General features: G+C 65.7%; 19 protein-coding genes. 8 read left to right on the top strand and 11 right to left on the bottom strand.

Features of this window, described 5'->3' with window-relative positions; all coding sequences use genetic code 11:
* Positions 1–6: 6 nt before the first annotated feature.
* Positions 7–633, top strand: a complete 627-nt coding sequence (locus FHS02_RS25415) for a glutathione S-transferase family protein (RefSeq protein WP_137314210.1) — start codon at positions 7–9, stop codon at positions 631–633.
* Between the two features lie 153 nt (positions 634–786).
* Here the strand turns inward: FHS02_RS25415 and FHS02_RS25410 are convergent, their stop codons facing one another.
* Positions 787–1,548: an alpha/beta hydrolase family protein gene (locus FHS02_RS25410; protein WP_137314211.1), complete on the bottom strand. Its 762-nt coding sequence runs from the start codon at positions 1,546–1,548 to the stop codon at positions 787–789.
* Between the two features lie 190 nt (positions 1,549–1,738).
* Complete coding sequence (locus tag FHS02_RS25405) at positions 1,739–1,978, bottom strand: hypothetical protein (RefSeq protein WP_229422688.1); 240 nt, start codon at positions 1,976–1,978, stop codon at positions 1,739–1,741.
* A gap of 286 nt (positions 1,979–2,264) precedes the next feature.
* Here FHS02_RS25405 and FHS02_RS25400 point away from each other — a divergent pair, with 286 nt between their 5' ends.
* Positions 2,265–2,831, top strand: coding sequence for a glycine zipper 2TM domain-containing protein (locus tag FHS02_RS25400; protein ID WP_137314212.1), 567 nt, complete (start codon positions 2,265–2,267; stop codon positions 2,829–2,831).
* Positions 2,832–3,034: 203 nt separating this feature from the next.
* Here FHS02_RS25400 and FHS02_RS25395 read toward each other — a convergent pair whose 3' ends face one another.
* The 4 genes from FHS02_RS25395 to FHS02_RS25380 all read right to left on the bottom strand — a co-directional run bounded on the left by FHS02_RS25395 (position 3,035) and on the right by FHS02_RS25380 (position 9,509).
* The gene (locus FHS02_RS25395; protein ID WP_137314213.1) at positions 3,035–6,013 is read right to left on the bottom strand and encodes a TonB-dependent receptor plug domain-containing protein; all 2,979 of its coding nucleotides are present in this window, start codon (positions 6,011–6,013) and stop codon (positions 3,035–3,037) included.
* Positions 6,014–6,213: 200 nt separating this feature from the next.
* Positions 6,214–7,689, bottom strand: a complete 1,476-nt coding sequence (locus FHS02_RS25390; RefSeq protein ID WP_137314214.1) for a Y-family DNA polymerase — start codon at positions 7,687–7,689, stop codon at positions 6,214–6,216.
* Positions 7,619–8,326, bottom strand: coding sequence for a translesion DNA synthesis-associated protein ImuA (gene imuA, locus FHS02_RS25385; protein WP_137314215.1), 708 nt, complete (start codon positions 8,324–8,326; stop codon positions 7,619–7,621). The genes FHS02_RS25390 and imuA overlap by 71 nt, the downstream gene beginning before the upstream one ends.
* Before the next feature lie 121 nt (positions 8,327–8,447).
* Positions 8,448–9,509, bottom strand: coding sequence for an extracellular catalytic domain type 1 short-chain-length polyhydroxyalkanoate depolymerase (locus FHS02_RS25380; RefSeq protein ID WP_175424816.1), 1,062 nt, complete (start codon positions 9,507–9,509; stop codon positions 8,448–8,450).
* A 169-nt stretch (positions 9,510–9,678) separates the two neighbouring features.
* On the opposite strand from FHS02_RS25380, the gene FHS02_RS25375 reads away from it, so the two are divergent.
* Positions 9,679–10,389, top strand: a complete 711-nt coding sequence (locus FHS02_RS25375; protein ID WP_137314216.1) for a PRC-barrel domain-containing protein — start codon at positions 9,679–9,681, stop codon at positions 10,387–10,389.
* 232 nt (positions 10,390–10,621) lie between these two features.
* On the opposite strand, the gene hrpA is transcribed toward FHS02_RS25375, so the two are convergent.
* Positions 10,622–14,764, bottom strand: coding sequence for an ATP-dependent RNA helicase HrpA (gene hrpA / locus FHS02_RS25370; RefSeq protein ID WP_137314217.1), 4,143 nt, complete (start codon positions 14,762–14,764; stop codon positions 10,622–10,624).
* 65 nt (positions 14,765–14,829) lie between these two features.
* Here hrpA and argA point away from each other — a divergent pair, with 65 nt between their 5' ends.
* Together argA and FHS02_RS25360 are read left to right on the top strand one after the other, a co-directional pair.
* Positions 14,830–16,140 (top strand): amino-acid N-acetyltransferase, encoded by a 1,311-nt coding sequence (gene argA, locus FHS02_RS25365; RefSeq protein WP_137314218.1) that lies wholly within the window; start codon positions 14,830–14,832, stop codon positions 16,138–16,140.
* 45 nt (positions 16,141–16,185) lie between these two features.
* A complete protein-coding gene (locus FHS02_RS25360) occupies positions 16,186–16,458 on the top strand; it encodes an oxidative damage protection protein (RefSeq protein ID WP_137314219.1) in 273 nt (90 codons plus the stop codon).
* A gap of 178 nt (positions 16,459–16,636) precedes the next feature.
* On the opposite strand, the gene rpiA is transcribed toward FHS02_RS25360, so the two are convergent.
* Positions 16,637–17,314 carry a ribose-5-phosphate isomerase RpiA gene (rpiA, locus tag FHS02_RS25355; protein WP_137314220.1) on the bottom strand — a complete coding sequence of 226 codons (678 nt, stop codon included), beginning with the start codon at positions 17,312–17,314 and terminating at the stop codon, positions 16,637–16,639.
* Between the two features lie 103 nt (positions 17,315–17,417).
* Between rpiA and FHS02_RS25350 the strand changes: the two genes are divergently transcribed.
* From FHS02_RS25350 to FHS02_RS25340, 3 genes are read left to right on the top strand one after another with little or no spacing between them, the layout of a single operon-like run.
* Positions 17,418–17,816: a response regulator gene (locus FHS02_RS25350; RefSeq protein WP_137314221.1), complete on the top strand. Its 399-nt coding sequence runs from the start codon at positions 17,418–17,420 to the stop codon at positions 17,814–17,816.
* A 1-nt stretch (position 17,817) separates the two neighbouring features.
* The gene (locus FHS02_RS25345) at positions 17,818–18,498 is read left to right on the top strand and encodes a chemotaxis protein CheC (RefSeq protein ID WP_137314222.1); all 681 of its coding nucleotides are present in this window, start codon (positions 17,818–17,820) and stop codon (positions 18,496–18,498) included.
* 2 nt (positions 18,499–18,500) lie between these two features.
* Positions 18,501–19,490, top strand: a complete 990-nt coding sequence (locus tag FHS02_RS25340) for a sensor domain-containing diguanylate cyclase (RefSeq protein WP_137314223.1) — start codon at positions 18,501–18,503, stop codon at positions 19,488–19,490.
* Between the two features lie 21 nt (positions 19,491–19,511).
* Here the strand turns inward: FHS02_RS25340 and FHS02_RS25335 are convergent, their stop codons facing one another.
* The 3 genes from FHS02_RS25335 to FHS02_RS25325 all read right to left on the bottom strand — a co-directional run bounded on the left by FHS02_RS25335 (position 19,512) and on the right by FHS02_RS25325 (position 22,061).
* A complete protein-coding gene (locus FHS02_RS25335) occupies positions 19,512–20,585 on the bottom strand; it encodes a protein-glutamate methylesterase/protein-glutamine glutaminase (RefSeq protein WP_137314224.1) in 1,074 nt (357 codons plus the stop codon).
* Between the two features lie 121 nt (positions 20,586–20,706).
* The gene (locus tag FHS02_RS25330; protein WP_137314225.1) at positions 20,707–21,552 is read right to left on the bottom strand and encodes a CheR family methyltransferase; all 846 of its coding nucleotides are present in this window, start codon (positions 21,550–21,552) and stop codon (positions 20,707–20,709) included.
* The gene (locus FHS02_RS25325; RefSeq protein WP_217496937.1) at positions 21,549–22,061 is read right to left on the bottom strand and encodes a chemotaxis protein CheW; all 513 of its coding nucleotides are present in this window, start codon (positions 22,059–22,061) and stop codon (positions 21,549–21,551) included. Before FHS02_RS25325 ends, FHS02_RS25330 begins: the two co-directional genes overlap by 4 nt.
* Positions 22,062–22,071 lie beyond the last annotated feature (10 nt).

The raw sequence follows: 22,071 nt of genomic DNA, 5'->3' as shown, positions 1-22,071 counted from the left end.
ACCACGATGATCACACTGCATACCTGGACCACCCCGAACGGCCGCAAGCCCATCATCCTGCTGGAAGAACTGGGCGTACCCTATGAAGCCGTGCCGGTCGACATCGGCAACGGCGAGCAGTTCCAGTCCGAATTTTTAAAACTGTCGCCGAACAACAAGATCCCCGCGATCGTGGATGACGAAGCCGACGGCGGCCCGCTGTCGCTGTTCGAAAGCGGCGCGATCCTCACCTACCTGGCGGACAAATACGGCAAGTTCCTGGCGCCATCCGGCGCGGCGCGCTGGCAGGCCATGCAGTGGCTGCACTGGCAGATCGGCGGCCTGGGCCCGATGCTGGGCCAGCTGGGCTTTTTCTCGAAGCAGGACGATGCGTTCGCGCTGGAGCGCTTCGTCACGGAAGGCGGGCGCCTGCTGACGGTGCTCGACACGCAGCTAAGCAAATCCGAATACGTGGCCGGCGACGACTACACGATCGCCGACATTGCCTGCTACACGTGGGTCATGGCCGCCAGCGAGCGCCTGCAGGAGCCGCTCGCGGACGCGCTGGGCAAGCCGAACCTGCAGCGCTGGCTGGCGCTCGTCGGTGCCCGGCCGGCCGTGCAGAAAGGCATGCGGTGGAAGCCGCGCGGCTGATCCTCGATCAGTAACCGGCGGAGGATGCTTCAGTAGCGCTTGCGCCTTTGGTGTCGGACACCGGCTCTTTGGTGTCGGACACCGGTTTTCCCAGCGATCGACGACGCCCGCGCAAAATGCTTTACCTTCCGATACGACACACCTCGTGAAGGTTCAGTCTTTCAGATAACGTTCGCTCCACGCGGCGATCAGGTTCGCCACGTAAGTTGCATCGTCGCGTTTCGCGAGCAGGTGATCGGCCGTATCGAGGGAAATATAGCTCTTCGGATGCTTTGCCGCGATGAAGATGTTCATCGCGTTCTCGATGCCGACCGTGGTGTCGCCCGGTGCATGCATCACCAGCAGGGCCTTCCTCAGCACGCCGATCTTTTCCTTCAGCTTCTGTTCGGCCACGTCGTCGAGGAACTGCTTGCGGATGCGGAACGGCCGCCCCGCCAGCTGCACTTCGGCCTCCCCTTCCGCCGTGATGGTGTCGATGTGGTCTCGGAACAGGTGCGTGACGTGCGACGGATCGCTGGGCGCGGCGATCGTCACCACGGCCTGCGCTTCCGGCACCAGGCCGGCCACCGCCAGCGTGGCCGCGCCGCCCAGGCTGTGGCCGATCAGCAGCCGCGGTGCCGCGAAGTTCTCGCGCAGGTAGCCGGCGGCGGCCAGCAGGTCTTCCACGTTCGACGAGAAATTCGTGTTGGCGAATTCGCCTTCGCTGGCGCCCAGCCCCGTGAAGTCGAAGCGCAGCACGGCGATGCCATGCTCGGTCAGCGCCTGGGCGATGCGGCTGGCGGCAAACACATCCTTGCCGCATGTGAAGCAGTGGGCGAACAGTGCGTAGGCCCGCGCCGGGCTGTCCGGCGCGTCGAGGCGCGCGGCCAGGCTGGTGCCGTGCGCGCCCATGAAGTCGAGTCGTTGTGCCCGCATGAAGGTCTCCGTTGGCGGTTGATGATGTGCCACTCTGCATCGAAAAGGTGGATGGGGACAGTGTACTTTTGGCAGAGCCGCGATGGGGCGCACGTGGTGGCTACGGCTGGTGCGGCGGATGCGGTGATGCGGAGACCTCATCGACACCTGCTTCCGCAGCGATAGCGGAAGCAGAAAACGCGTGATCTGACTACAAGCGGCTTTCCGGATCGGTCCGTCGCTCAGGAGGATCGCCCTCCTCGAACCCCGCCACGAACAGCAGGAGCAAGTCGTTGGCAACTTTCTCATCCCCTGCTTCCAGCAAGTCATTGGCGATTTTCGTCAGATTGATCGGCTGCTCGCCGGCGTCCAGGCGATCGATTGCATGTCTTGTTACCTTGCCCAGCTCGAACACCAGCTCGGCAACCATGTTTTTTTCTGTAGCACTCATTCACACTCTCCGTTTTGGGGCGCGCGGTAGTCCACGCCAATGACTGTCGCAGGCCTGGCCTGCCCGTTCGGCTCAGCATAGCAGGTCGCTGGCACGCCAGGCCTTTCGCCAGGCGTGGCCGGAATGTGCCTTTTCCAGCCATGATCCTGCGGTGCAACTCGCTGGTATGACTGCCGCTCTGCCTTACAAGTGGTAACGAGTGATACAGGTCACGATGTAGCCTGTACTCGCCTCAACGCTTAATCTACCTCTGCCGGCCAATCATTGGCCATGAGGAGAAAAGATCATGGAAAAAATCGCTACCGCAAGCCGTATCCACCCGCTGTTTGCCGCCGCAGCCGTATCGGTGATCGCCTTGAGCGCCACCGGTATCGCCGCCCTGACCGGCGCCCTGCCATCCAGCAAAGCCGAACCGGCCGCGCAAATCCTTCCAGCAGGCGTGTCGGCGCAGCAGCTGGCAGCGGCACAGCCAACCGCGCAACCGCTCGCACCGCAAGCGCTGCAGCAGCCGGCAGTCAACCCGGAGCCGGCCCCGGCTGTGCGTTCGCAGGCCGCGCCGGAACGCGTCGTCGTGCGGGAAATCGTGTACCGCGAACCCGCACCGCGCAAGGTCGTGCACAAGGCACCGGTTCGCAGCGAGGCGCAACAGCAGCAGCAGCAGCAGCCGGTGTACGCCCCTGCCCCGGTTGCGCAGGAAAGCAAGCCGAACTATGTGGCCATCGGTACCGGCGCCGTGGTTGGCGGCCTGATCGGCAACCAGATCGGCGACGGCAATGGCAAGAAACTGGCAACCCTGGCCGGTATCATCGGCGGCGGCTATGTCGGCAACGAGATCGCCGACCGCAGCAAATAAGCGGGTAAGCGAGCGGGGCAAACAAGCGGGGCAAGTAAGCAGATGAAGTGTCCATCCGGCCCCGCATGGCCAGCAGGCGCGGGGCCGCGCCGTGCTCGCGCTGGCCGCGGCGGCGGCCAGCAGGTCTTCCCTTGTTAGCGATACAGCAGGTGGACAGTGGGCGCCATCTCGGATATTTCCCCCGAGATAGCGCTATCAGATACTCACAAGGAGAAACGCAATCCGGCCCGATACATGCGGCCGAGTACGTCGTACAGCGATGGATTCAAGCCATAGCCCACATTCGGTCCCGGAGCGGTGGGCGCGTTGCGGTCGGCCAGGTTGTCGATCTTGACGTAGGCCATGATGTTGTCCGAAATTTTGTAGGTCGCCCCCAGGTCCAAATACAGCGCGCCTTTCATCTGGTTGTTATCGATGGTCGGATGGATCGTCGTGGCGGCCGGACAGTTGGTCTGGCACTCGATGTACTCGTTGCTGTAGACACCGTTGCTGACCCAGCGTTCGGTCAGCGTCACGCTGGCGCTGTCGGTCGACCAGCCCTGCGTGGCCAGCAGCTTCCAGCGCGGCGTGGAACCCAGGTTGACGCCCGCGCCCTGCGTTGGAATGGTCCCCGGCACGCCCGAGTCGGTGATGTTATCGATCGTATGCGTGGCCAGCGCACGCAGCGTGAACATGCCGGGCAAACCCAGTTTCGCCACGCTGCCGCGGTACGAAGTCTCGATGTCGAAGCCCCGAAGCTTGAGCGAAGCCAGGTTGAACTGCTGCAGGCGCACGTAATTATTCGTCGGCACCGGGCTGTCGAGCACCATGGCCGCGCACAATTCCTGGTTGCCGGCCTCGCACAGGTCGACTTCCTGCTGCAGGCCCAGCGTCGAAATGACGCCGTCGACCTTGATCGTGTAGTAATCGAACGAGGCGCTGAAACCCGGCGCCCAGCGCGGTTGCGTCAGCACGATCCCCACTTCCGAGCTGCGCGCGACTTCCGGCCTGAGCGCCGTATTGCCCGCCACCTGCTGCTGCACCGTCAACGTGGTGCCCCGGTAGTTGACGACGTTGTTGGTGGTCACGACCGGCGCGAACAGCTCGCTCAGATTCGGTGCGCGCACATCGCGCGAGGTGACGGCGCGCAGGCGCAGGCCGTCGACGCTGGTCTTCCAGGTGCTGCCGATCTTCCAGGTCTTGGCGTTGCCGGCGGTGCTGTAGCTGGTGCCGCGTCCCGCCACGTTCAGATTGGCCTCGCCCAGCCCGTCCGTCTTGAACAGCGGCAGATTGACCTCCAGGTACGCTTCGCGCACGTTATAGGAGCCTTGGCCATTGCGGTAATTCCCCGCGAACCAGTTGCCGCCGGTCGACGCGTTCAGCACCGGATCGGCCGGATAGGCGGTCGAGTTGGGACTGTCGGGCGTGACGCCGTTGCCGTAGGGGTCGGCACGTACCTTGTAGGCCTCCTTGCGATACTCGAGGCCGGTGGCGATGGCCAGCGGACCGGCCCACAGCGCGAGCGGCTCGCCGCTGAAGTTCAGGCTGGCCACGTCCTGGGTCTGGCGGGTGACTTGCCGCGCGCCGTTCGGCGGCATCACATAGGCGAGCGCCCCTGTACTTTGCGGGACGTTGCCGATGATGTTGAGCGGCTGGCAGCCCGCGTTGCGCGCGACCAGGCTGCGGCAGGCGATGCTGCCGTCGGGCAGCCTGACGGCGTCGATGGCAGCCGTGTAGCGTGGCGACAGCGTGAGGTTATTGACATGCAGGTCGGTGTTGTTGATACCGCGCTGCAGGTAGCCGTTGTACGACCAGCTGGTACCAGCGGCATCGAAGCGGCCATCGGCACCGATCACGAAGCGGTTCTGGCGACGGAGCGGCTCGACGCTGATATTTTTCGGGAAATTGGCGTTGCCGGTGCCGTACTGGAAACTGGTGATGTTGTTGGCCGCGCAGTCCGCGACGATCGACGCGGGCAGGAAAGGGTTATCGCACTGGATGGTCAGGTTGGCGTTCTTGGGCGCGCCGACATTCGGTGTGTTCTGCGAATCGACCTCGGCCACGTTGGCCGTCATGTACACCTCGTGGTTCTCATTGAGCGCATAACTCACGCGGGTGTACAGGTTCTGGCGTTTCAGCGCCGAAGCCAGGCTGGTGCCGTTGCCCGAGGTGCCGGACAGGTCGCCGCCCACGCAGTATGGGCTGATGCAGCCGCTCACGCCGCCCTTGCCGTCGGGCACGCCGTTCGAACCGTAATTGAATTTGAACGGCACACCGCCATCGCCGAAGGCGGTGCCTTGCAGCGGGCCCGAAGTGATCAGGCCGTAGCGGTTGTACTGGTAGGGCTGGGCGTTACGGATATCGTACATCTGCGGTTTGCCGTCGGTCGCCTGGGCCAGCGGCCGTGTCTGGAAAGCTGGCGCATTGAAGGCGGTGCGGCCGTTCGGACCGGGGCCCATGCCGAAGCCGTGGGGCGGCACGCCGTCCTCCTTGCCGTGCTCCGCGCTGACCACGACATGCAGCTTGTCGTCCATGAAGCCGCGGCCCCAGGCCGCCTGGAACGTGACGTTCCTGTTGTCATGGTAGGTGGTCTGGCCACCCTCGATATTGGCCTTGAATCCGGTGAACTTCTTGTCCGTGATGAAGTTGACGACGCCGCCGATCGCGTCCGAGCCATACGAGGCCGAGGCACCGCCGGTGACCACGTCGACGCGCTTGACCAGCAATTGTGGAAACTGGCTGATGTCGGTCACGCCGCTGACGTTGGCCGGCACCACGCGCTGGCCGTCGAGCAGCGTCAGCGTGCGGAACGCCCCCAGGCCGCGCAGGCTGAACGCGCTGAGGCCCTGCTGGCCGCTCGATGTGCTGTAGGTCAGCACCGAACTGCCCGTGCTTCCCTGCAGCGCGGGCAGCTGGGAAATGGTGGTGAAGATGTTCGGCTGGGCCGATTTTTCAATGTCCTCGGAGGTCAGTGTGGTGGTTGGGGTGGGCTGGTTATAGCCACGCGCCGAGATGCGCGAACCGGTCACCGTCACCACCGTGTCGACGGGCCTAGCGGCGGGCTCGGCCTCCTGCGCGCCCACGGATGCAGCGCCGATCAGGCCTGCGCCGAGCAGCGCGGCGGTGCAAAGTTTTAATGGAAGTGGTCGTTCAGGCGGGGCCGCGGTGCGGCTCGCAGTGCGGCTGTTGGTATCGATAATCATTGGGTCTCCGTTATGATTTTTGACATACCTCGCAACTACGAAAGTCATCTTAGGGAGGTCGTCAAGGGCGATCCAATCGTTTTTTATCGCGCTGCGATACTGGTTTGAATATCAGTACACTGAACGTCGACATGCGCGACAGCACTGTCCGGGCGGCGTATTCCATACGTCAGAAAGCCTGCATCACCCGAACAACCCAATCACCCGAACAGCCCATGCAGATACCAGCGCGGCTCCGCCTCCTCCTCCCCGCCCGGCAGCCGCTCCCGATACACCCAGTAATGGGCATTGTCCTCGCCCTGGGCGATGAAATAATCGCGCGTCTGCGTATCGCTCCACCAGCCCGCCTCGATGCGCTCGGCGGCCGACACCATCCGTAGCGGCGAGCAGTAAAACGGCCGGTGATCGCGCACCAGCAGCGCGATCGGCTTCGGCAGCAGCCACGCGGGGCGCGGCAGGCCGCCGGGCGGCAGGCAGGCCGCCACGTCCTGCGGGCGCACCTTTTGCTGCACGGGCACCCATGCGTTCGCATGCTCGGGCCGGTAATCGGCTTTCGGCGCCGCCTGCAGCACGTTGTCCGCCCCCAGCCGTGCCACCAGCAGCTCGAACAGGCGCTGCCGGTCTTCCTGGCTGCCGCCCGGTTCGGGGAACAGCGAATCGGACAGCGGCGCCATCGGTTTCAGCTGGGGCGCTTCCAGCACCAGTCCGATCACCGGAGCTTCCAGTGCCAGCTTGGCGAGGCGCTCCTTCAGCAGGCGCACCAGGTGGTCGTCGCGCCAGACCGCCTCGGCCAGCACGATCTCGACCGGCGTGGGCGGCCGCGCCACCTTGCCCCGCTCGTGTTCCAGCAGCAGCGTGATGCGCTCGACGGCCAGCTGGCGGGCGTTCAGCCAGCCCGTCATCTGCTGCAGCAGGCGGCAGGCGCCGGCCAGCAGCAGGTCGGTGTTCTCGATGCGGCCGAACAGTTCCAGCTTCGCATGGAACGTGGCCGGTGCCTCGATCCAGTGGAACATCTCGGCGGCGTGGCCCAGCGCCGCGTCGAGCACGTCGAGCAGCGCGCGGCCGCAGCGCCGCTGCAGGCCCGGCCGCGGCAGGCGCGCCACGTCGCCCACCGACAGGCAGCCGATGCCTTCCAGCCAGGCCATGTAGGGCCGGGCGGGCGGCAGCAGGCTGGCCGGCAGCCGGTGCAGCAGCGCCGTCATTTTTTCCAGCCGGATCGCGCGCCCTGCCCCGCCGCGCGCCAGCAGCCAGGCGCCGCGCGCCGTCGGCGCCACGGCCAGCAGCCCGGTGAAGCCCAGCTTGCGCAGGCTGGCGCGCACCAGCGCGCACAGGCGTCGGATGCCGCCGAACAGGCGCAGGCTGGCGCCCACGTCCATCAGCAGCGTGGCTTCCTCGCCTTCGGCCACCTGCGGCGTGAATTGCAGCATCGCCATCGCCACCGCATGCAGCGCTTCCGTTTCCCGGTCCGGCGCGCGTTCGTGCAATTGCGCTTCCGGCGCCATCATCAGGGCGCCGCCACGGCGCATGCCCGGCACTACGCCGGCACGGCGCGCCTGGTCCGATACGGCCAGCACCGCGTCGTGGTCCAGCACCGCGCTACAGGTGTCAGCCGACCAGCTCGGGCAGAACACTTCGAGCGGGAGCCGGGGCAGGTGCAGGCCGATCCAGAGGCGCATGTCGTTGCAGCAAAGAGGGGGTCAAGGGCAGGAACAATGGCGCATCGCGTTGCGGCCCCCGGCGTTTCACAAAATCGATCTGCAGGCCGCCGGCGGCGGGCCGCAATGCCAGCCGCAGCGGCGCCGGCGATGCATCCTGCGCGGCCGCCAGCGGCCGCATCAGGCAGAACAGCGTTTCGCCGCTTTGCGCCGCCAGGTGCAGCCGGCGCAGCGCTTCGCTGCGCACGTTCTGCTGCCACAGCAACAGCGCGCCGCAGCAGCCGCTGCGCAGGATCTGTTCGGCCGCCCACAGCGCATCGGCGCTCTTGCCCGTGTTGCGGATCCACACCAGCCGCGTGGGTGGAATGCCCAGCGCATCGAGCGCCAGCGCCTGCGGCACGTACGGCGGCTGCACCAGCACGACGGGCCGCTCCAGCGCCGCCAGCACCGGCTGCAGCAAGCGCATCTCGCCGATGCCCGGCTGTTGCAGCAGCAATTCCACCAGCGTTCCCGTCGGCCAGCCGCCGCCCGGCAGCTGGGTCGACAGGACGGGATGTCCGGTGTCGACGCAGCGGTCGTGCGATTGCGCCAGTTGCGATGCAAGCCAGAGTGAGGGATGCACGGCTTCCGGCGCCAGCAATGGTGCGGCGTGGGCCATGGTTGATGATCCAAAGAAATACTGTATATCCGTACAGTACTATCGATGGGACGTTTTGGCAATGACAATCTGGCAATCGTGCGGTGGCTGACCTGGCGCCGCATCGGCCATCCCGCGGCGTTTACCGCCGGTGCTTGCCAAAAAACTCCAGCATCATCCGGCTCGCATCCGGCCCCTTCGCGTGAAAGGCGATCGCCGGATCGCCGCCGCTCCACGCATGGTCCAGCGTATCGACCCGCACCACCCGCAGCACCACCTTGCTGCCGACCTGGTAATCGCGGATTTCGTGTCCGCTGCGGGTGCCGCGCCGCGTTACCTTCACGGGGGCATCGGCCGGCACGCCGTTCAGCAGCAGGCTCTGCCGCACGAGCTGCTGCTGGTTCACCGCGTGCACCACGGTATCGGCCTCGCCCTGGAGCAGGATCGCGGGCATCAGCGGGAAATCGGCGCGGCGCGCCAGCACTTCGCGGATCGCCGGTTCGGTGCGCAAGCCGCCGCCATGGCGCATCACGCCCAGCGCGCCGACGGTACCGTGGCCGGCACCGAACACGGGCCCCGAATGCAGGCCGACCGCCGCGAATACCTCCGGAAAATTGATCGCCATGATGTTGGCCATGCCGGCACCGGCCGAGATGCCGCACACATACACGCGGCGCCGGTCGATCGGATATTGGGACATCACCTTGGCAAGGATCCCGGACACCGGCTGCACGTCGCCGCCGCCCTGCTGCGTGGAGCGGTCGAACCAGCGCCAGCAGCGTTGCGCCTGCACGGTCACCGATTGCTGCGGATACAGCACCGCGTAGCCCTTCTTTTCCGCCATCACGTTCATCCGCGTGCCCTGCGCGAACTGCGTCGCGGTTTGCTGGCAGCCGTGCAGCATGAGCACCAGCGGCCAGCCCTGCGGTGGCACTTCTCCCTGCGGCAGGTACAGCCAGTACTGCATCTGCTGGGCACCCGCCAGGTGGTGGCCGGCCAGCCAGCGCCCGGGCGCCACCGGTGTCGCGGGCGGCGTGCGCACGCGCGGCGCCGCCAGGGCCGCCTTTTTCGCGGGCCGCTTGCGGACACTGCTCTTCGGTAACGTCAGCAGGGTACCCACCATCTTTGTCGCCGCCTTTTGCTGGGCGCTGCCCGCTTTCATCAACGAGCGCACCAGGCGCGCGCCGGCATTTCGCTTGACCATGCATCCTCCGTTTTCGTCCAGCCCCCATGCAACGGAGCCGGGCCACACTATTGAATTGCAGTAAGAACGCGAAACATCCGCCTGCGCTATTCTGGCATGCGCACCGCCGGGCTATGCGCGGCGGCCTTTCCACGAACCGCATTACCGAAATGCATTACAGGAGACCGACATGAGCTATCTCGACCGAGACCCGTTTGGCATTTACCGTGACCGCGACAATGATGGCCCCGGCCCGCACCTGATGGGTGCCGACACGCTGATGGGCGAAGACGTCTACAACCGCCAGGAAGAAGACCTGGGCGACATCAAGGAAATCATGATCGACATGCAGTCCGGCCGGGTCGCCTACGCCGTGCTGTCGTTCGGCGGCGTCCTGGGCATGGGCGACAAGCTGTTTGCCGTGCCATGGCAGGCACTGCAACTCGATACCGTCAACAAGCGCTTCATTCTCGACGTGGCGAAAGAGCGCCTGGAAAATGCCCCGGGCTTCGACAAGGACCGCTGGCCCGACATGGCGAGCGCCGAGTTTGGCAGCCAGGTCAGCAGCTTCTGGGGCGGCGCCGCGCAGGCGATGCCAGGCCAGATGACCTCCACCGGCAGCGTGATGGGCAGCGGCACCAGCACGATGCAGAGCGGCTCCAGCTTTGGCCAGAGCCAGTCGGGCAACCTGTCCGGCGGCTCGGGCAGCAGCATGGGCAGCAACATGGGTAACAGCAGCGGCATGTCCAGCCAGAGCGGCAGCCTGGGCAGCGGCACCGGCCTGGGCAGCAACAGCCTGGACCTGGACCGCGGCGATTCCGACCTGACCGACAAGAACATCAACCAGGCCGGCGGGCTGTCGAACCAGAGCTCGAGCTACGATCCGAACAAGAAGTACTGATCGTCCTGGCGTAAAAAAAGCCCCACTCCGCGGGGCTTTTTTTACCTCTGCATCGACTCCCATACCTTGAACGCTCTGGTGTCGGACACCGGTTTTTGCTCGACTGTTGCGAAGAGCGGCGCCGAAAACCGGTGTCCGACACCCGGGGGTGTCCGACACCAGTAACGCAAGCGTCGTCGGCAAACGTCAAATTTCGCTTATCTGAACGGCATTACCCGCTCCGCGGGCTTTTTTACCGCTGCATCGACTCCCACACTTTAAAGAGCCGCTTGACCGACACCGGCATCGGCGTCCGCAACTCCTGCGCGAACAGCGACACGCGCAGCTCCTCCAGCATCCACCGGTACTCCACCAGCTTCGGATCGGTATTCTTGCCGGCCGATTTTTCGCGCATCACGCGCAGCCAGGGCTGCGCCGCCTGGTGCCAGTCGGCCATCGATTTCGCGTCGCGTGCCGGATCGGCGCGCAGCTTTTCCAGGCGCACGTTCATGGCCTTCAGGTAGCGCGGGAAATGCGCCAGCTGGGCGAACTCGGTATCGAGCAGGAAGCGCTTGTGCACCAGCCCTTTCAGCTGCTCCTGCATGTCGGCGGCCGCCTGCGGGTTGATGCCCTGCAGCCGCTTCGGCAAGCCATGGAACTCCGTCAGCACCTGCGACACCAGCCGGGCGATCTCGTTCACCAGCAGCACCAGCCGCGACTTGCCCTCGTCCTTGCGCCGGTTGAACGCGGCCGCGTCGAGCGGCAGCGGGTCCTGCAGGCAGGCGATGTCGATCGCCTTGGCGATGATCTGGTCGCGCAGCTCTTCCTGCGTGCCCATGCTCATGAACTGCATGCCCATCTGCTGCAGGTTCGGGATGCTTTTCTCGACGAACTTGATCTGGTCCTTCATCTGCAGCGCGAACAGCCGGCGCAGGCCGGCGCGGTGCGTGCGCGCCGCCACGTTCGGGTCGTCGAACACTTCCAGGTCGCAGTGCGTGACCTTGTCCACCAGCGCCGGGAAGCCGATCAGCGTCAGCTTGCCCTGCACGATCTCCAGCAGTTCCGGCAGTTCGCCGAACGACCATGAGGTGATGTTCGTATGCGCTCCGGCCGGTGCCGGCGCAGCGGCGGCCGGCGCCGGCACGGCCGCTCCCGGCATGCCGCCGGCCTTCACCTCGCCGGCGATACCGCCGTGCTTTGCGCCCCGGTCCGCGCCTTTGTCAGGCCTGGCGCCGCCCAGCTGCGCCAGCGATGCGGCCGATGCGGGCGGCGCATTTTCCGCCATCTTCTGGAAGCTCTGCCGCGCCTGCGCGCCATACTCCGCCTGCAGCGTGGCGAGATTGCGGCCCATGTCCAGCTGGCGGCCGTGCTCGTCGACCACCTTGAAATTCATGAAGTGGTGCGCCGGCAGCTGTTCCGGCTTGAAGTCCGACGTCAGCACCGTGATCGTGACCTGCTCGCGGATGTCGGCGATGATCGCGTCGATCAGGTCGCCGCGGCCGAACTTGTCCGCCACGCGCTCGCAGAACTTCTGCGCATATTCGGGCAGCGGCACCATGTGCCGGCGCTGCTTCTGCGGCAGCGATTTCAGCAGCAGGTGCACCTTTTCCTTCAGCATGCCCGGCACCAGCCATTCGCAGCGCTCGCGCGACAGCTGGTTCAGCGCATACAGCGGCACGTGCAGGGTAACGCCGTCGCGCACGGTGCCCGGTTCGAAGTGGTACGTCAGCGCCATCTCGACACCGGCGGCCAGCATCTTCTTCGGGAACAGCTCCGTCGTCACGCCGGCCGCCTCGTGCCGCATCAGGTCTTCCTTGACGAGGTACAGCAGCTTCGGTTCGGCCTGCGCGGCCTTCTTGTACCAGGCTTCGAAGCCGGCGCCGTTGACCACGTCGTGCGGAATCAGCTTGTCGTAGAAGGCCTCGATCAGCTGGTCGTCCACCAGCACGTCCTGCCGGCGCGACTTGTGCTCGAGGTTTTCGATCTCCTTCACCAGCCGGTGGTTGTGCGCGAAGAACGGCGCGCGCGTATCGTAGTCGCCGGCCACCAGCGCATCGCGAATGAAGATCTCGCGTGCTTCGGCCGGGTTGTGCAGCGCATAGTTGATGCGGCGCTGGCTGTAGATCGTCAGGCCGTACAGGGTCGCCTTCTCGGCCGCCGTCACCTGCGCCGGGCGTTTCTCCCAGCGCGGTTCGCCCCACGATTTCTTCAGCAGGTGCGCGCCGATCTTCTCGACCCATTCCGGTTCGATGCGCGCGATGGTGCGGGCATACAGCCGGGTGGTTTCCACCAGTTCGGCCGCCATCACCCACTTGCCGGCCTTCTTGCCCAGCGAGGAACCGGGCCAGATGTTGAACTTGATGCCGCGCGCGCCCAGGTAGCCGGGGTCGTCCTCCATTTTGAAGCCGACGTTGCCCAGCAGGCCCGTCAGCAGCGCCAGGTGGAACTGCTCGTACGTGGCCGGCGATTCGTTCATGCGCCAGCCCTGCTCCTTGACCAGCGTGAGCAGCTGCGAATGCACGTCGCGCCATTCGCGCAGCCGCACCTGCGACAGGAAGTTGGCGCGGCAGTTGTCCTGCAGCTGGCGGTTGGTTTTCTTGTGCTCGATGGCGTCCTCGAACCAGCGCCAGATCTTGATGTACGAGAGGAACTCGGACTTCTCGTCGGCGAACTTCTGGTGCGCCTGGTCGGCCGCCTGCTGGTGCTCGATCGGCCGGTCGCGCGGGTCCTGCACCGACAACGCGGCGGCCACGATCAGCACTTCGGTCAGGCAGGTGAATTCCTGCGCGGCCAGGATCATGCGGCCCACGCGCGGATCGAGCGGCAGCTTGGCCAGCTTGCGGCCCAGGCCCGTCAGCCGGTTGTCGTCGTCGACGGCGCCCAGTTCCTGCAGCAGCTGGTAACCGTCGGCGATGGCGCGCGCCAGCGGCGGTTCGATGAACGGGAACGTCTCCACATCCGTCAAGTGCAGGGACTTCATGCGCAGGATCACGGAAGCCAGCGACGAGCGCAGGATCTCCGGATCGGTGAACTTCGGCCGCTTGTTGAAATCCTCTTCGTCGTACAGCCGGATGCAGACGCCGTCGGCCACGCGGCCGCAACGCCCGGCGCGCTGGTTCGCCGCCGACTGCGCCACCGGTTCGATCTGCAGCTGTTCGACCTTGTTGCGGTAGCTGTAGCGCTTCACGCGCGCCAGGCCGGCATCGACCACGTAGCGGATGCCCGGCACCGTCAGCGACGTCTCGGCAACGTTGGTGGCGAGGACGATGCGCCGCTGGTTGGTGGTGCGGAACACGCGGTCCTGTTCTTCCACCGACAGGCGGGCGAACAGCGGCAGGATCTCCACGTGCGGCGGATGGTGCTTGCGCAGCGCCTCGGCGGCGTCGCGGATTTCCCGCTCGCCGGGCAGGAACACCAGCACGTCGCCCGAACCGATGCGGCATACCTCGTCGACACCGTCGAGGATGGCATCCATCAGGTCGCGCTTTTCCTTGGCGGCGGCGGCCGTGCGCATTTGCGGCTTCGCCGCGTTCACCCCTTCCGGCAGCCTGACCGGCTCGCGCTCCACCGGCCGGTAGCGGATTTCCACCGCATACAGGCGGCCGGAGACCTCGATCACCGGCACCGGCGGCTTGCCCTCCTGGCTGAAATGGCGGGCGAAACGCTCCGCATCGATCGTTGCCGACGTGATGATCACCTTCAGGTCGGGCCGGCGCGGCAGCAGCTGCTTCAGGTAGCCGAGCAGGAAGTCGATGTTCAGGCTGCGTTCGTGCGCCTCGTCGATGATGATCGTGTCGTAGCCCTTGAGCAGCGGGTCGGTCTGCGTCTCGGCCAGCAGGATACCGTCCGTCATCAGCTTCACGGACGCGCCCTTGTGCAGCGTGTCGTTGAAGCGCACCTTGAAGCCCACGTGCTCGCCCAGCGGAGAATTCAGTTCCTGGGCGATGCGCTTGGCGGTCGACGACGCGGCGATCCGGCGCGGCTGCGTGTGGCCGATCAGGCCCTTCTGCCCGCGGCCCAGCTCCAGGCAGATCTTCGGCAGCTGCGTGGTCTTGCCGGAACCGGTTTCGCCCGAGACGATGACGACCTGGTGCTTCGACAGCGCCTCGGCGATCTCGCGCCGCCGGCCCGATACCGGCAGGTCCTCCGGGAACGTGATCGGCGGGAGCGGATTGCGGAACAGGCGTTCCGCCTCGCGCGCGGCGATCTGTTCGGGCGTAGGTTTTTCCCGCGAAGCAATCTGCTTCGGCGCACGCTTCTCCCCTGCGGCAACCTGCTCCGGTGCGGGCTTTTGCCGGGATGCGCCGCCGCGGCGGTCGCCATCCCGGCGCGGCGCGCGCGCTTCGTTCGGTTTCGGGGGAGAAGAGGAAGGGGACTGCTTGATGGCTTCAGACATTGTTTTTACAAGGTTTTGCTGCGAGTTTTACTACGGATGCCGCGCAGCGAATTATAATGCGGCGCATGGAAAACCCCGTCGAATTCGTCCAGTGGCTGCGCTCCGTCGCGCCTTATATCCACGCCTTCCGCGGCAAGACTTTCGTGGTGGCCTTCCCGGGTGAACTGGTTGCCGCCGGCGCCCTGCCGGTACTGGCGCACGACCTGTCGCTGCTGCATGCGCTCGGCATCAAGGTCGTCGTCGTGTACGGCTCGCGACCCCAGGTGGCCGAACAGCTCGCGCTGCGTAACGTCGCGGGCCGCTTCCACAACGGCATCCGCGTCACCGATACCGCCGCCATGGAATGCGCCAAGGAGGCCGCGGGCGAGCTGCGCCTCGATATCGAAGCCGCGTTCAGCCAGGGCCTGCCCAACACGCCGATGTCGAACGCCGCGATCCGTGTCATTTCCGGCAACTTCGTCACCGCGCGCCCGCTGGGCGTCATCGACGGCGTCGACCTGGAACTGACCGGCGTGACGCGCAAGGTCGATGCCGAGACGATCCACTCGATCCTGGCCACCGGCGGCGTGATCCTGCTGTCGCCGCTGGGCTTCTCGCCCACCGGCGAAGCGTTCAACCTGACCATGGAAGACGTCGCCGTCTCCGCCGCGGTGGCGCTGCATGCCGACAAGCTGATCTTCATCACCGAGACCGAGATGCTGCGCGACCTGGCCGGCACGGAGATCCGCGAACTGTCGTCGCACATGGCCGAAGCCGTGCTGCAGGCGAATTTCCTGGCGCCGGAAAGCGCGTTCTACCTGCAGCATTGCGTCAAGGCCTGCAACAGCGGCGTGGAACGCTCGCACATCGTGCCGTTCGCGATGGACGGTTCGGCCATGCTGGAACTGTTCACCCACGACGGCGTGGGCACGATGATCAGCCACGAGAACCTGGAAAGCCTGCGTCCCGCCACAATTGAGGACGTCGGCGGGATTATCAAGCTGATCGAACCGCTGGAAGCGGACGGCACGCTGGTGAAACGGGGCCGCGAACTGATCGAACGGGAAATCAATTATTTTTCCGTCATCGAACACGATGGCGTGATCTTCGGCTGCGCCGCGCTGTATCCGTTCCCGGAAGAGAAGATGGCCGAAATGGCATGCCTGACCGTCAACCCCGAAGTGCAGGCGCAGGGCGACGGCGAACGCATCCTGAAGCACATGGAAAACCGCGCGCGCGCTTCCGGCATCACGAAACTGTTCGTGCTCACCACCCGCACCGCGCACTGGTTCATCAAGCGCGGCTTCGTGCCCGCCAACGTGGATGCGCTGCCGAAGGACCGCCAGCGCATGTACAACTACCAGCGCAAGTCGCAGGTGCTGGTGAAGACCTTGTAATTTGCCTTTACAATGCACGTTTCTGCACACTGAGGAGCACCCGAGATGGCCCGTACCGTCCATTGCATCAAACTGAACAAGGAAGCCGAAGGCCTGGACTTCCCGCCGTACCCCGGCGAACTGGGCAAGAAAATCTATGAATCCGTGTCGAAAGAGGCGTGGGCGGCCTGGCTGAAGCACCAGACCATGCTGGTCAACGAGAACCGCCTGAACCTGGCCGACGTGCGCGCCCGCAAGTACCTGGCGGCGCAGATGGAAAAGCATTTCTTCGGCGAAGGCGCCGACGAAGCCCAGGGCTACGTGCCGCCGACGGCGTAAGCGACGCTCCCTGAAACGGCACCCGCGGGTGCCGTTTTTATTTCCCGAAAACCGGTGACAGGCTCCGGTTTTCGGGAAATATTTCAAAAAAACCGGTGCCTGTCACCGGTTTTTTTGCAACATCCATTTCAAATAAACTGGTGTCTGTCACCGGTTTTGCTGTCACCGGTTTTGCTGCTTACCAGCTCAGCGTCTTCACGCCCTCGCCAGTGCCCAGCAGGCACACATTGGCGCCGCGCGCGGCGAACAGGCCCACGGCGATCACGCCGGTCATCTGGTTGATGGTGTTTTCCAGCGCGACCGGATCGGTGATCGACAGGCCCGCCACGTCGATCAGGTGACCGCCGTTATCGGTGACGAAAGGCTCGTCGGTACCCGGCTTGACGCGCACCTTCGGCTGGCCGCCCAGCGCCGCCAGCTGGCGCAACACGGCATTGCGCGCCATCGGGATCACCTCGACCGGCAGCGCGAACTTGCCCAGCGTGTCGACCAGCTTCGAACCGTCGGCGATGCAGACGAACGATTTCGACACGGAAGCAACGATCTTCTCGCGCGTCAGCGCCGCGCCGCCACCCTTGATCATCGCGCCCGAGGCGTCGATCTCGTCGGCGCCGTCGATGTAGACGGCGATCGAGTCCACGTCGTTCAGGTCGAACACGGGAATGCCATGACCCTTCAGGCGCGCGGCGGTGGCTTCCGAAGACGCCACGGTGCCCTTGATGCGGTCCTTGATGGCGGCCAGTTCGTCGATGAAGAAATTGGCGGTCGAGCCGGTGCCGACGCCGATGATTTCGCCATCGACCACGTAGCCGATGGCGGCGCGCGCCACGGCCTGTTTCAGTTCGTCTTGAGTCATGATTGAGGATAGGGGTTACGGATTCGAGGGCCGTCATTTTAACAGCGCACCGGGCGGCCTTTGTGGGAAAATACCCAATCCCGACAAGTCAGCCCAACAGAACATGACGTCCTCTACAGTCCCCCCTGCCGCCCCCGCTGCCCCGCCCACCGTCCTGATCGTCGACGACAGCCGCGTTTCACGCCTGGTCGCGCGGCAATACATCCTCGCGCTGCACGCCGACTGGACCGTGGTCGAAGCGGCCACCGGCGAGGAAGCGCTCGCCAAGGCACCCGACGCGCAACCGCAACTGGTGCTGATGGATGTGAACATGCCCGGCATGGGCGGCATCGCCTGCGCCGAGAAGCTGCGCGAGCTGCTGCCCGATGCGCACATTTCACTGCTGACGGCCAACGTGCAGGACGCCACACGCAACCGCGCCAGCGAAATCGGCGTCGGTTTCATGGAAAAGCCGATCACGCCGGAACGCATCGCCCGCCTGACCGCCCTGCTGGGGCGCTGACATGGTCGCGCTGACCGAACTGGAACACGACGCGCTGGTCGAGATCTTCAACATCGGCGTCGGCCAGGCCGCCGCCGCGATGAGCGGCATCGTCAACGAGGAAGTCACGATGTCGGTGCCGTCGATCAGCTTCCTCAGCCGCAGCGAGGCGGCGCAACTGCTGGAAGCGGCTCACCGCAACGACACCCGCAATGACACCCGCACCGGTGGCGGCGCCGGCAATGGCGAACGCATCTGCGGCGTCAGCCAGCATTACGACGGCGCGTTCTCGACCGAGGCACTGTTGATGTTCCCCGAGAACAAAAGCCTCGAGATCGTGCGCCTGATGGTGGGCGAGGCGGTGCCGCTGGCCGAGCTGTCCGGCATGGAACAGGAAGCGATGAGCGAGATCGGCAACATCATCCTCAATTCCTGCGTCGGCACGCTGGCCAACATTTTCCAGCAGGAGCTGCATGGCTCGCTGCCGGTCTACCACGTGGGCTCCAGCGACGAGATCCTCGACGCCACCGGAACCCGCGCCGATACCGTGGTGATGATGCTGCACATCGACTTCATCCTCGAAAAGCACCAGATCCATGGCTATGTCGCCTTCATCCTCGACGTGACCGCCCTGACCGACCTGAAGGAACAGATCGACCGCTACCTGCAACGCACGATGGGACTGCCGATGGGGCCGCAATAAGGATGCAGCACCCGTCTCGCCTGCCGTTGCTGGAAAGCGTGCTGGAAGCCGTCAGCGCCGGCATCATCGTCGTCGACGCCGCGCACCGCATCGTGCTGTGGAATAAATGGATGAGCCGCCATACCGGCTGTGCCGCCCACAAGGCGCTCGGCATGGACCTGTTCGAGCTGATGCCGGAACTGCGCGGCGGCCGTGTCGAGGCCGCCATCAGGCAGTCGCTGGCGAACCACTTCTCGTCGCTGCTCTCGCCCACCCTGAACCGCGCGCCGTTTCCGCTGTACTCGAACCCGGCAGCCATCGGCCGCGGCGAGCGGATGCAGCAGGCCATCGCCGTCACGCCGCTGGCCTTCCCCGCCGGGCAGGCCGGTTCCCATTGCCTGATCCAGCTGAGCGACGTGAGCATGGCCGCCAGCCGCGAAAAGCTGTTGCGCGAACAGACCGAGATGCTGCGCCTGCAGACCTTTTCGGACGGCCTGACCGGCATTGCCAACCGCCGCGCCTTCGACGCGGCCATCGATCGCGAGGTACGGCGCGCCAAGCGCAACAGCGGCATGCTGTCGCTGCTGATGATCGACATCGACCACTTCAAGCCCTACAACGACCATTACGGCCACCAGCAGGGCGACGGCTGCCTGATCCAGGTATCGGCTGCCCTGCAGGCGCTGCTGCAACGTTCGATGGATATGCTGGCCCGCTACGGCGGCGAGGAATTCGCCGTGATCCTGCCGGACAACGATCCGCACCAGGCGCTGCGCATGGCCGAAGCGCTGCATGCACGCGTGCTGCAACTGGCGCTTCCGCACGCGTACGGCGGGCCGGAAAAGCAGGTCACCGTCAGCATCGGCGTGGCCACGCTGCTGCCGGGCCAGCCGGCCGTGCCGGCCGCGCTGATCGGCGCCGCCGATGCGGCCCTGTACGCCGCCAAGCGCGCGGGCCGCAACCGCATCGTGGCGGCGCAGCCGGAACAGCCGGCGGCCGGCCCGGCGCCGTGACGCGCCGCTGCGGCAGCGCCATCAGCGCTGCTGCAGGATCTCGCGGTCGATCGACTTCAACGGCACGGTTTTTTCCACGCCGCCGCGCTTGACGGCTTCCTTCGGCATGCCATAGACCACGCAGCTTTCCTCGTCCTGCGCGACGGTGCGGGCGCCGGCCTTGCGCATCTCCAGCAGGCCGGCGGCGCCGTCGTCGCCCATGCCCGTCATGATGATGCCCAGCGCATTGGCGCCGGCATGCCGGGCCACGGAGCGGAACAGCACGTCCACCGATGGCCGGTGCCGGTTTACCAGCGGGCCGTCGATCACGTCGACGCAGTAGCGCGCGCCATCGCGGCGCAGCAGCATGTGCTTGCCGCCCGGCGCGATCAGCGCCCGGCCCGGCAGCACGCGGTCGTTGTGCTGCGCCTCGCGCACTTCGATCTGGCACAGCTTGTCGAGGCGGTCGGCGAAGGCCGCCGTGAATTTTTCCGGCATGTGCTGCACGATCACGATGCCCGGCGTGACGCGCGGCAGCGCCGTCAGCACTTCCTCCAATGCCAGCGTGCCGCCGGTCGACGTGCCGATGGCCACGACCCGCTCGGTGGTCTGCAGCGGCGGGCGGGCCTCGCCTGCCGGCGGCAGGATCGCATCGGCGGTCAGCTTGACCGGCGCCTGGGCCGGCATGGCCGCGCGGGCGGCGAGCCGGCGCACATTGACCTGCGCGGCGGCGCGGATGGCGCTGACCAGCTCGGCGGAACTGTCGTTCAGGAAATCCTTCAGGCCCAGCTTCGGCTTGGCGATCACGGTCACCGCACCGGCCGCCATCGCCGCCATCGTGGTCTGCGCGCCCTTCTCCGTCAGCGTCGAGCAGATGATCACCGGCGTCGGCCGTTCGGCCATGATCTTCTTCAGGAACGTGATGCCGTCCATGCGCGGCATTTCCACGTCCAGCACGATCACGTCCGGCCATTGCTGTTTCATCCGCTCGATCGCCAGCAACGGGTCCGACACGGCGTGCAGCAGGCGGATACCGGGCGCCGCCGCCAGCATTTCACCGACGATCTTGCGTACCACGGCCGAATCGTCGACGACCATCACATTCACAGGATTCATAGATTTCCACGGCTGTTCCAGGGCTGCGGCAAGGCTCGCAAATAACGCGCCCGCAAGGCGCCAGCCTGGCGCAGCCGGGCCAGGCGCCCCGATCCGTCACACCACTCGTCGAACCTGCGGCTCAAGCGGCTTGCCGGTCGCGCGGCTGGACCGCCGCGGCCTTGCGGTACACCGACGGTATCACGGGCTGCACCGCGCTGGAGATGTCCTGCAGGCTTTCGGAATGGCCGATGAAGAAATGGCCACCCGGTTTCAGCCGCGAGGTCACGCGCGCCACCACCTGCCGCTTGGTATCGGCATTAAAGTAGATCATCACGTTGCGCAGGAAGATCACGTCGAACATGCCCAGTTGATCAGGCAGCTGCGTGTTCAGGTTTACCTGCCGGAACTGCACGCGCTGGCGCAGCGCCCGGTCCACCAGCAATGTGCCCTGCTGCTCGCGGATGCCTTTCAGGCAAAAGCGCTTCAGGTAGTCCGGCGGCACGTGCGTGGCGCGCTCCATCGGATAATGGCCGATGCGGGCACGCTGCAGCACGCGCGTGCTGATGTCGGATGCCACCACTTCCCACGGCGCGTTACCCAGCACGTCGGCCAGCACCATCGCGATGCTGTACGGCTCTTCGCCGGACGAACAGGCAGCGCTCCATACGCGGAATGGCGTGGTGCCGGCGCTGCCGTGCGCCGCGGCCGCTTCACGCAGCAGGTCGAAATGGCGCGCTTCGCGGAAGAAGTACGTCTCGTTGGTGGTCAGCAGGTCGACGGCAACCTGGGCCTCATCCGGATGCTGCCCGTCGGCCAGCAACTCGAAATACGCGTCGTAGCTGTCCAGCCCGAAATGGTGCAGCCGCTTGGCGAGCCGCCCGCTGACCAGCGCCTTCTTCGCGTCCGACATCGTGATGCCGGCGATGTCGAGGATGAAGCGCTGGAAGCGCGCGAACTCGCGCTCGTTGATCGCGATGGCGCTCATGCCGCCTGGGCTTCGCTGTCGGCCAGCGCGGACAGCCCGTCCAGCGCCAGCACGTGCGCCACGTTCAGCAGGATCACGAACTTGCCGTTCACCTTGGCCATGCCGCCGATGAAGTCGCCGCGGATGCGCGTGCCGAACGATGGCGCCGGCTCGATTTCCGCCAGCGCGATATCGAGCACGGCGCTGACGGCGTCGACCACCACGCCCGTCACCTGCCGTTCGCCATCCGCTTCCAGTTCGACGATGACGATGCAGGTGCGCTTGCCGGGCACCGCCAGCGGCCGGCCGAAGCGGGCCGCCAGGTCCATCACGGGTACCACGGCGCCGCGCAGGTTGATCACGCCGCGGATCGATTCCGGCATCATCGGCACTTCGGTAATGCCGGAGAACTCGATGATTTCCTTCACGGCCATGATGCCGATGCCGAACGCTTCGCCGCCCAGCATGAAGGTCAGGTATTGGGCGGATTCGTTAGCCGATGCGCCGCTGTCTTGCTTGGTGTGTTTCATGATCGGTCCA

It is taken from the genome of Pseudoduganella umbonata (genome assembly GCF_014192225.1).
GTDB classification, from domain to species: domain Bacteria; phylum Pseudomonadota; class Gammaproteobacteria; order Burkholderiales; family Burkholderiaceae_D; genus Rugamonas; species Rugamonas umbonata.
The sequence above is the reverse complement of the archived record's forward strand: the minus strand, read 5'-3'. Positions and strand labels throughout refer to the sequence as shown.

Bases quoted from the DNA above. Each gene is read 5' to 3' on its own strand.
- FHS02_RS25415 (WP_137314210.1), top strand. From the start codon at position 7: ATGATCACACTGCATACCTGGACCACCCCGAACGGCCGCAAGCCCATC.
- FHS02_RS25410 (WP_137314211.1), bottom strand. From the start codon at position 1,548: ATGCGGGCACAACGACTCGACTTCATGGGCGCGCACGGCACCAGCCTG.
- FHS02_RS25405 (WP_229422688.1), bottom strand. From the start codon at position 1,978: ATGAGTGCTACAGAAAAAAACATGGTTGCCGAGCTGGTGTTCGAGCTG.
- FHS02_RS25400 (WP_137314212.1), top strand. From the start codon at position 2,265: ATGGAAAAAATCGCTACCGCAAGCCGTATCCACCCGCTGTTTGCCGCC.
- FHS02_RS25395 (WP_137314213.1), bottom strand. From the start codon at position 6,013: ATGATTATCGATACCAACAGCCGCACTGCGAGCCGCACCGCGGCCCCG.
- FHS02_RS25390 (WP_137314214.1), bottom strand. From the start codon at position 7,689: ATGCGCCTCTGGATCGGCCTGCACCTGCCCCGGCTCCCGCTCGAAGTG.
- imuA (WP_137314215.1), bottom strand. From the start codon at position 8,326: ATGGCCCACGCCGCACCATTGCTGGCGCCGGAAGCCGTGCATCCCTCA.
- FHS02_RS25380 (WP_175424816.1), bottom strand. From the start codon at position 9,509: ATGGTCAAGCGAAATGCCGGCGCGCGCCTGGTGCGCTCGTTGATGAAA.
- FHS02_RS25375 (WP_137314216.1), top strand. From the start codon at position 9,679: ATGAGCTATCTCGACCGAGACCCGTTTGGCATTTACCGTGACCGCGAC.
- hrpA (WP_137314217.1), bottom strand. From the start codon at position 14,764: ATGTCTGAAGCCATCAAGCAGTCCCCTTCCTCTTCTCCCCCGAAACCG.
- argA (WP_137314218.1), top strand. From the start codon at position 14,830: ATGGAAAACCCCGTCGAATTCGTCCAGTGGCTGCGCTCCGTCGCGCCT.
- FHS02_RS25360 (WP_137314219.1), top strand. From the start codon at position 16,186: ATGGCCCGTACCGTCCATTGCATCAAACTGAACAAGGAAGCCGAAGGC.
- rpiA (WP_137314220.1), bottom strand. From the start codon at position 17,314: ATGACTCAAGACGAACTGAAACAGGCCGTGGCGCGCGCCGCCATCGGC.
- FHS02_RS25350 (WP_137314221.1), top strand. From the start codon at position 17,418: ATGACGTCCTCTACAGTCCCCCCTGCCGCCCCCGCTGCCCCGCCCACC.
- FHS02_RS25345 (WP_137314222.1), top strand. From the start codon at position 17,818: ATGGTCGCGCTGACCGAACTGGAACACGACGCGCTGGTCGAGATCTTC.
- FHS02_RS25340 (WP_137314223.1), top strand. From the start codon at position 18,501: ATGCAGCACCCGTCTCGCCTGCCGTTGCTGGAAAGCGTGCTGGAAGCC.
- FHS02_RS25335 (WP_137314224.1), bottom strand. From the start codon at position 20,585: ATGAATCCTGTGAATGTGATGGTCGTCGACGATTCGGCCGTGGTACGC.
- FHS02_RS25330 (WP_137314225.1), bottom strand. From the start codon at position 21,552: ATGAGCGCCATCGCGATCAACGAGCGCGAGTTCGCGCGCTTCCAGCGC.
- FHS02_RS25325 (WP_217496937.1), bottom strand. From the start codon at position 22,061: ATGAAACACACCAAGCAAGACAGCGGCGCATCGGCTAACGAATCCGCC.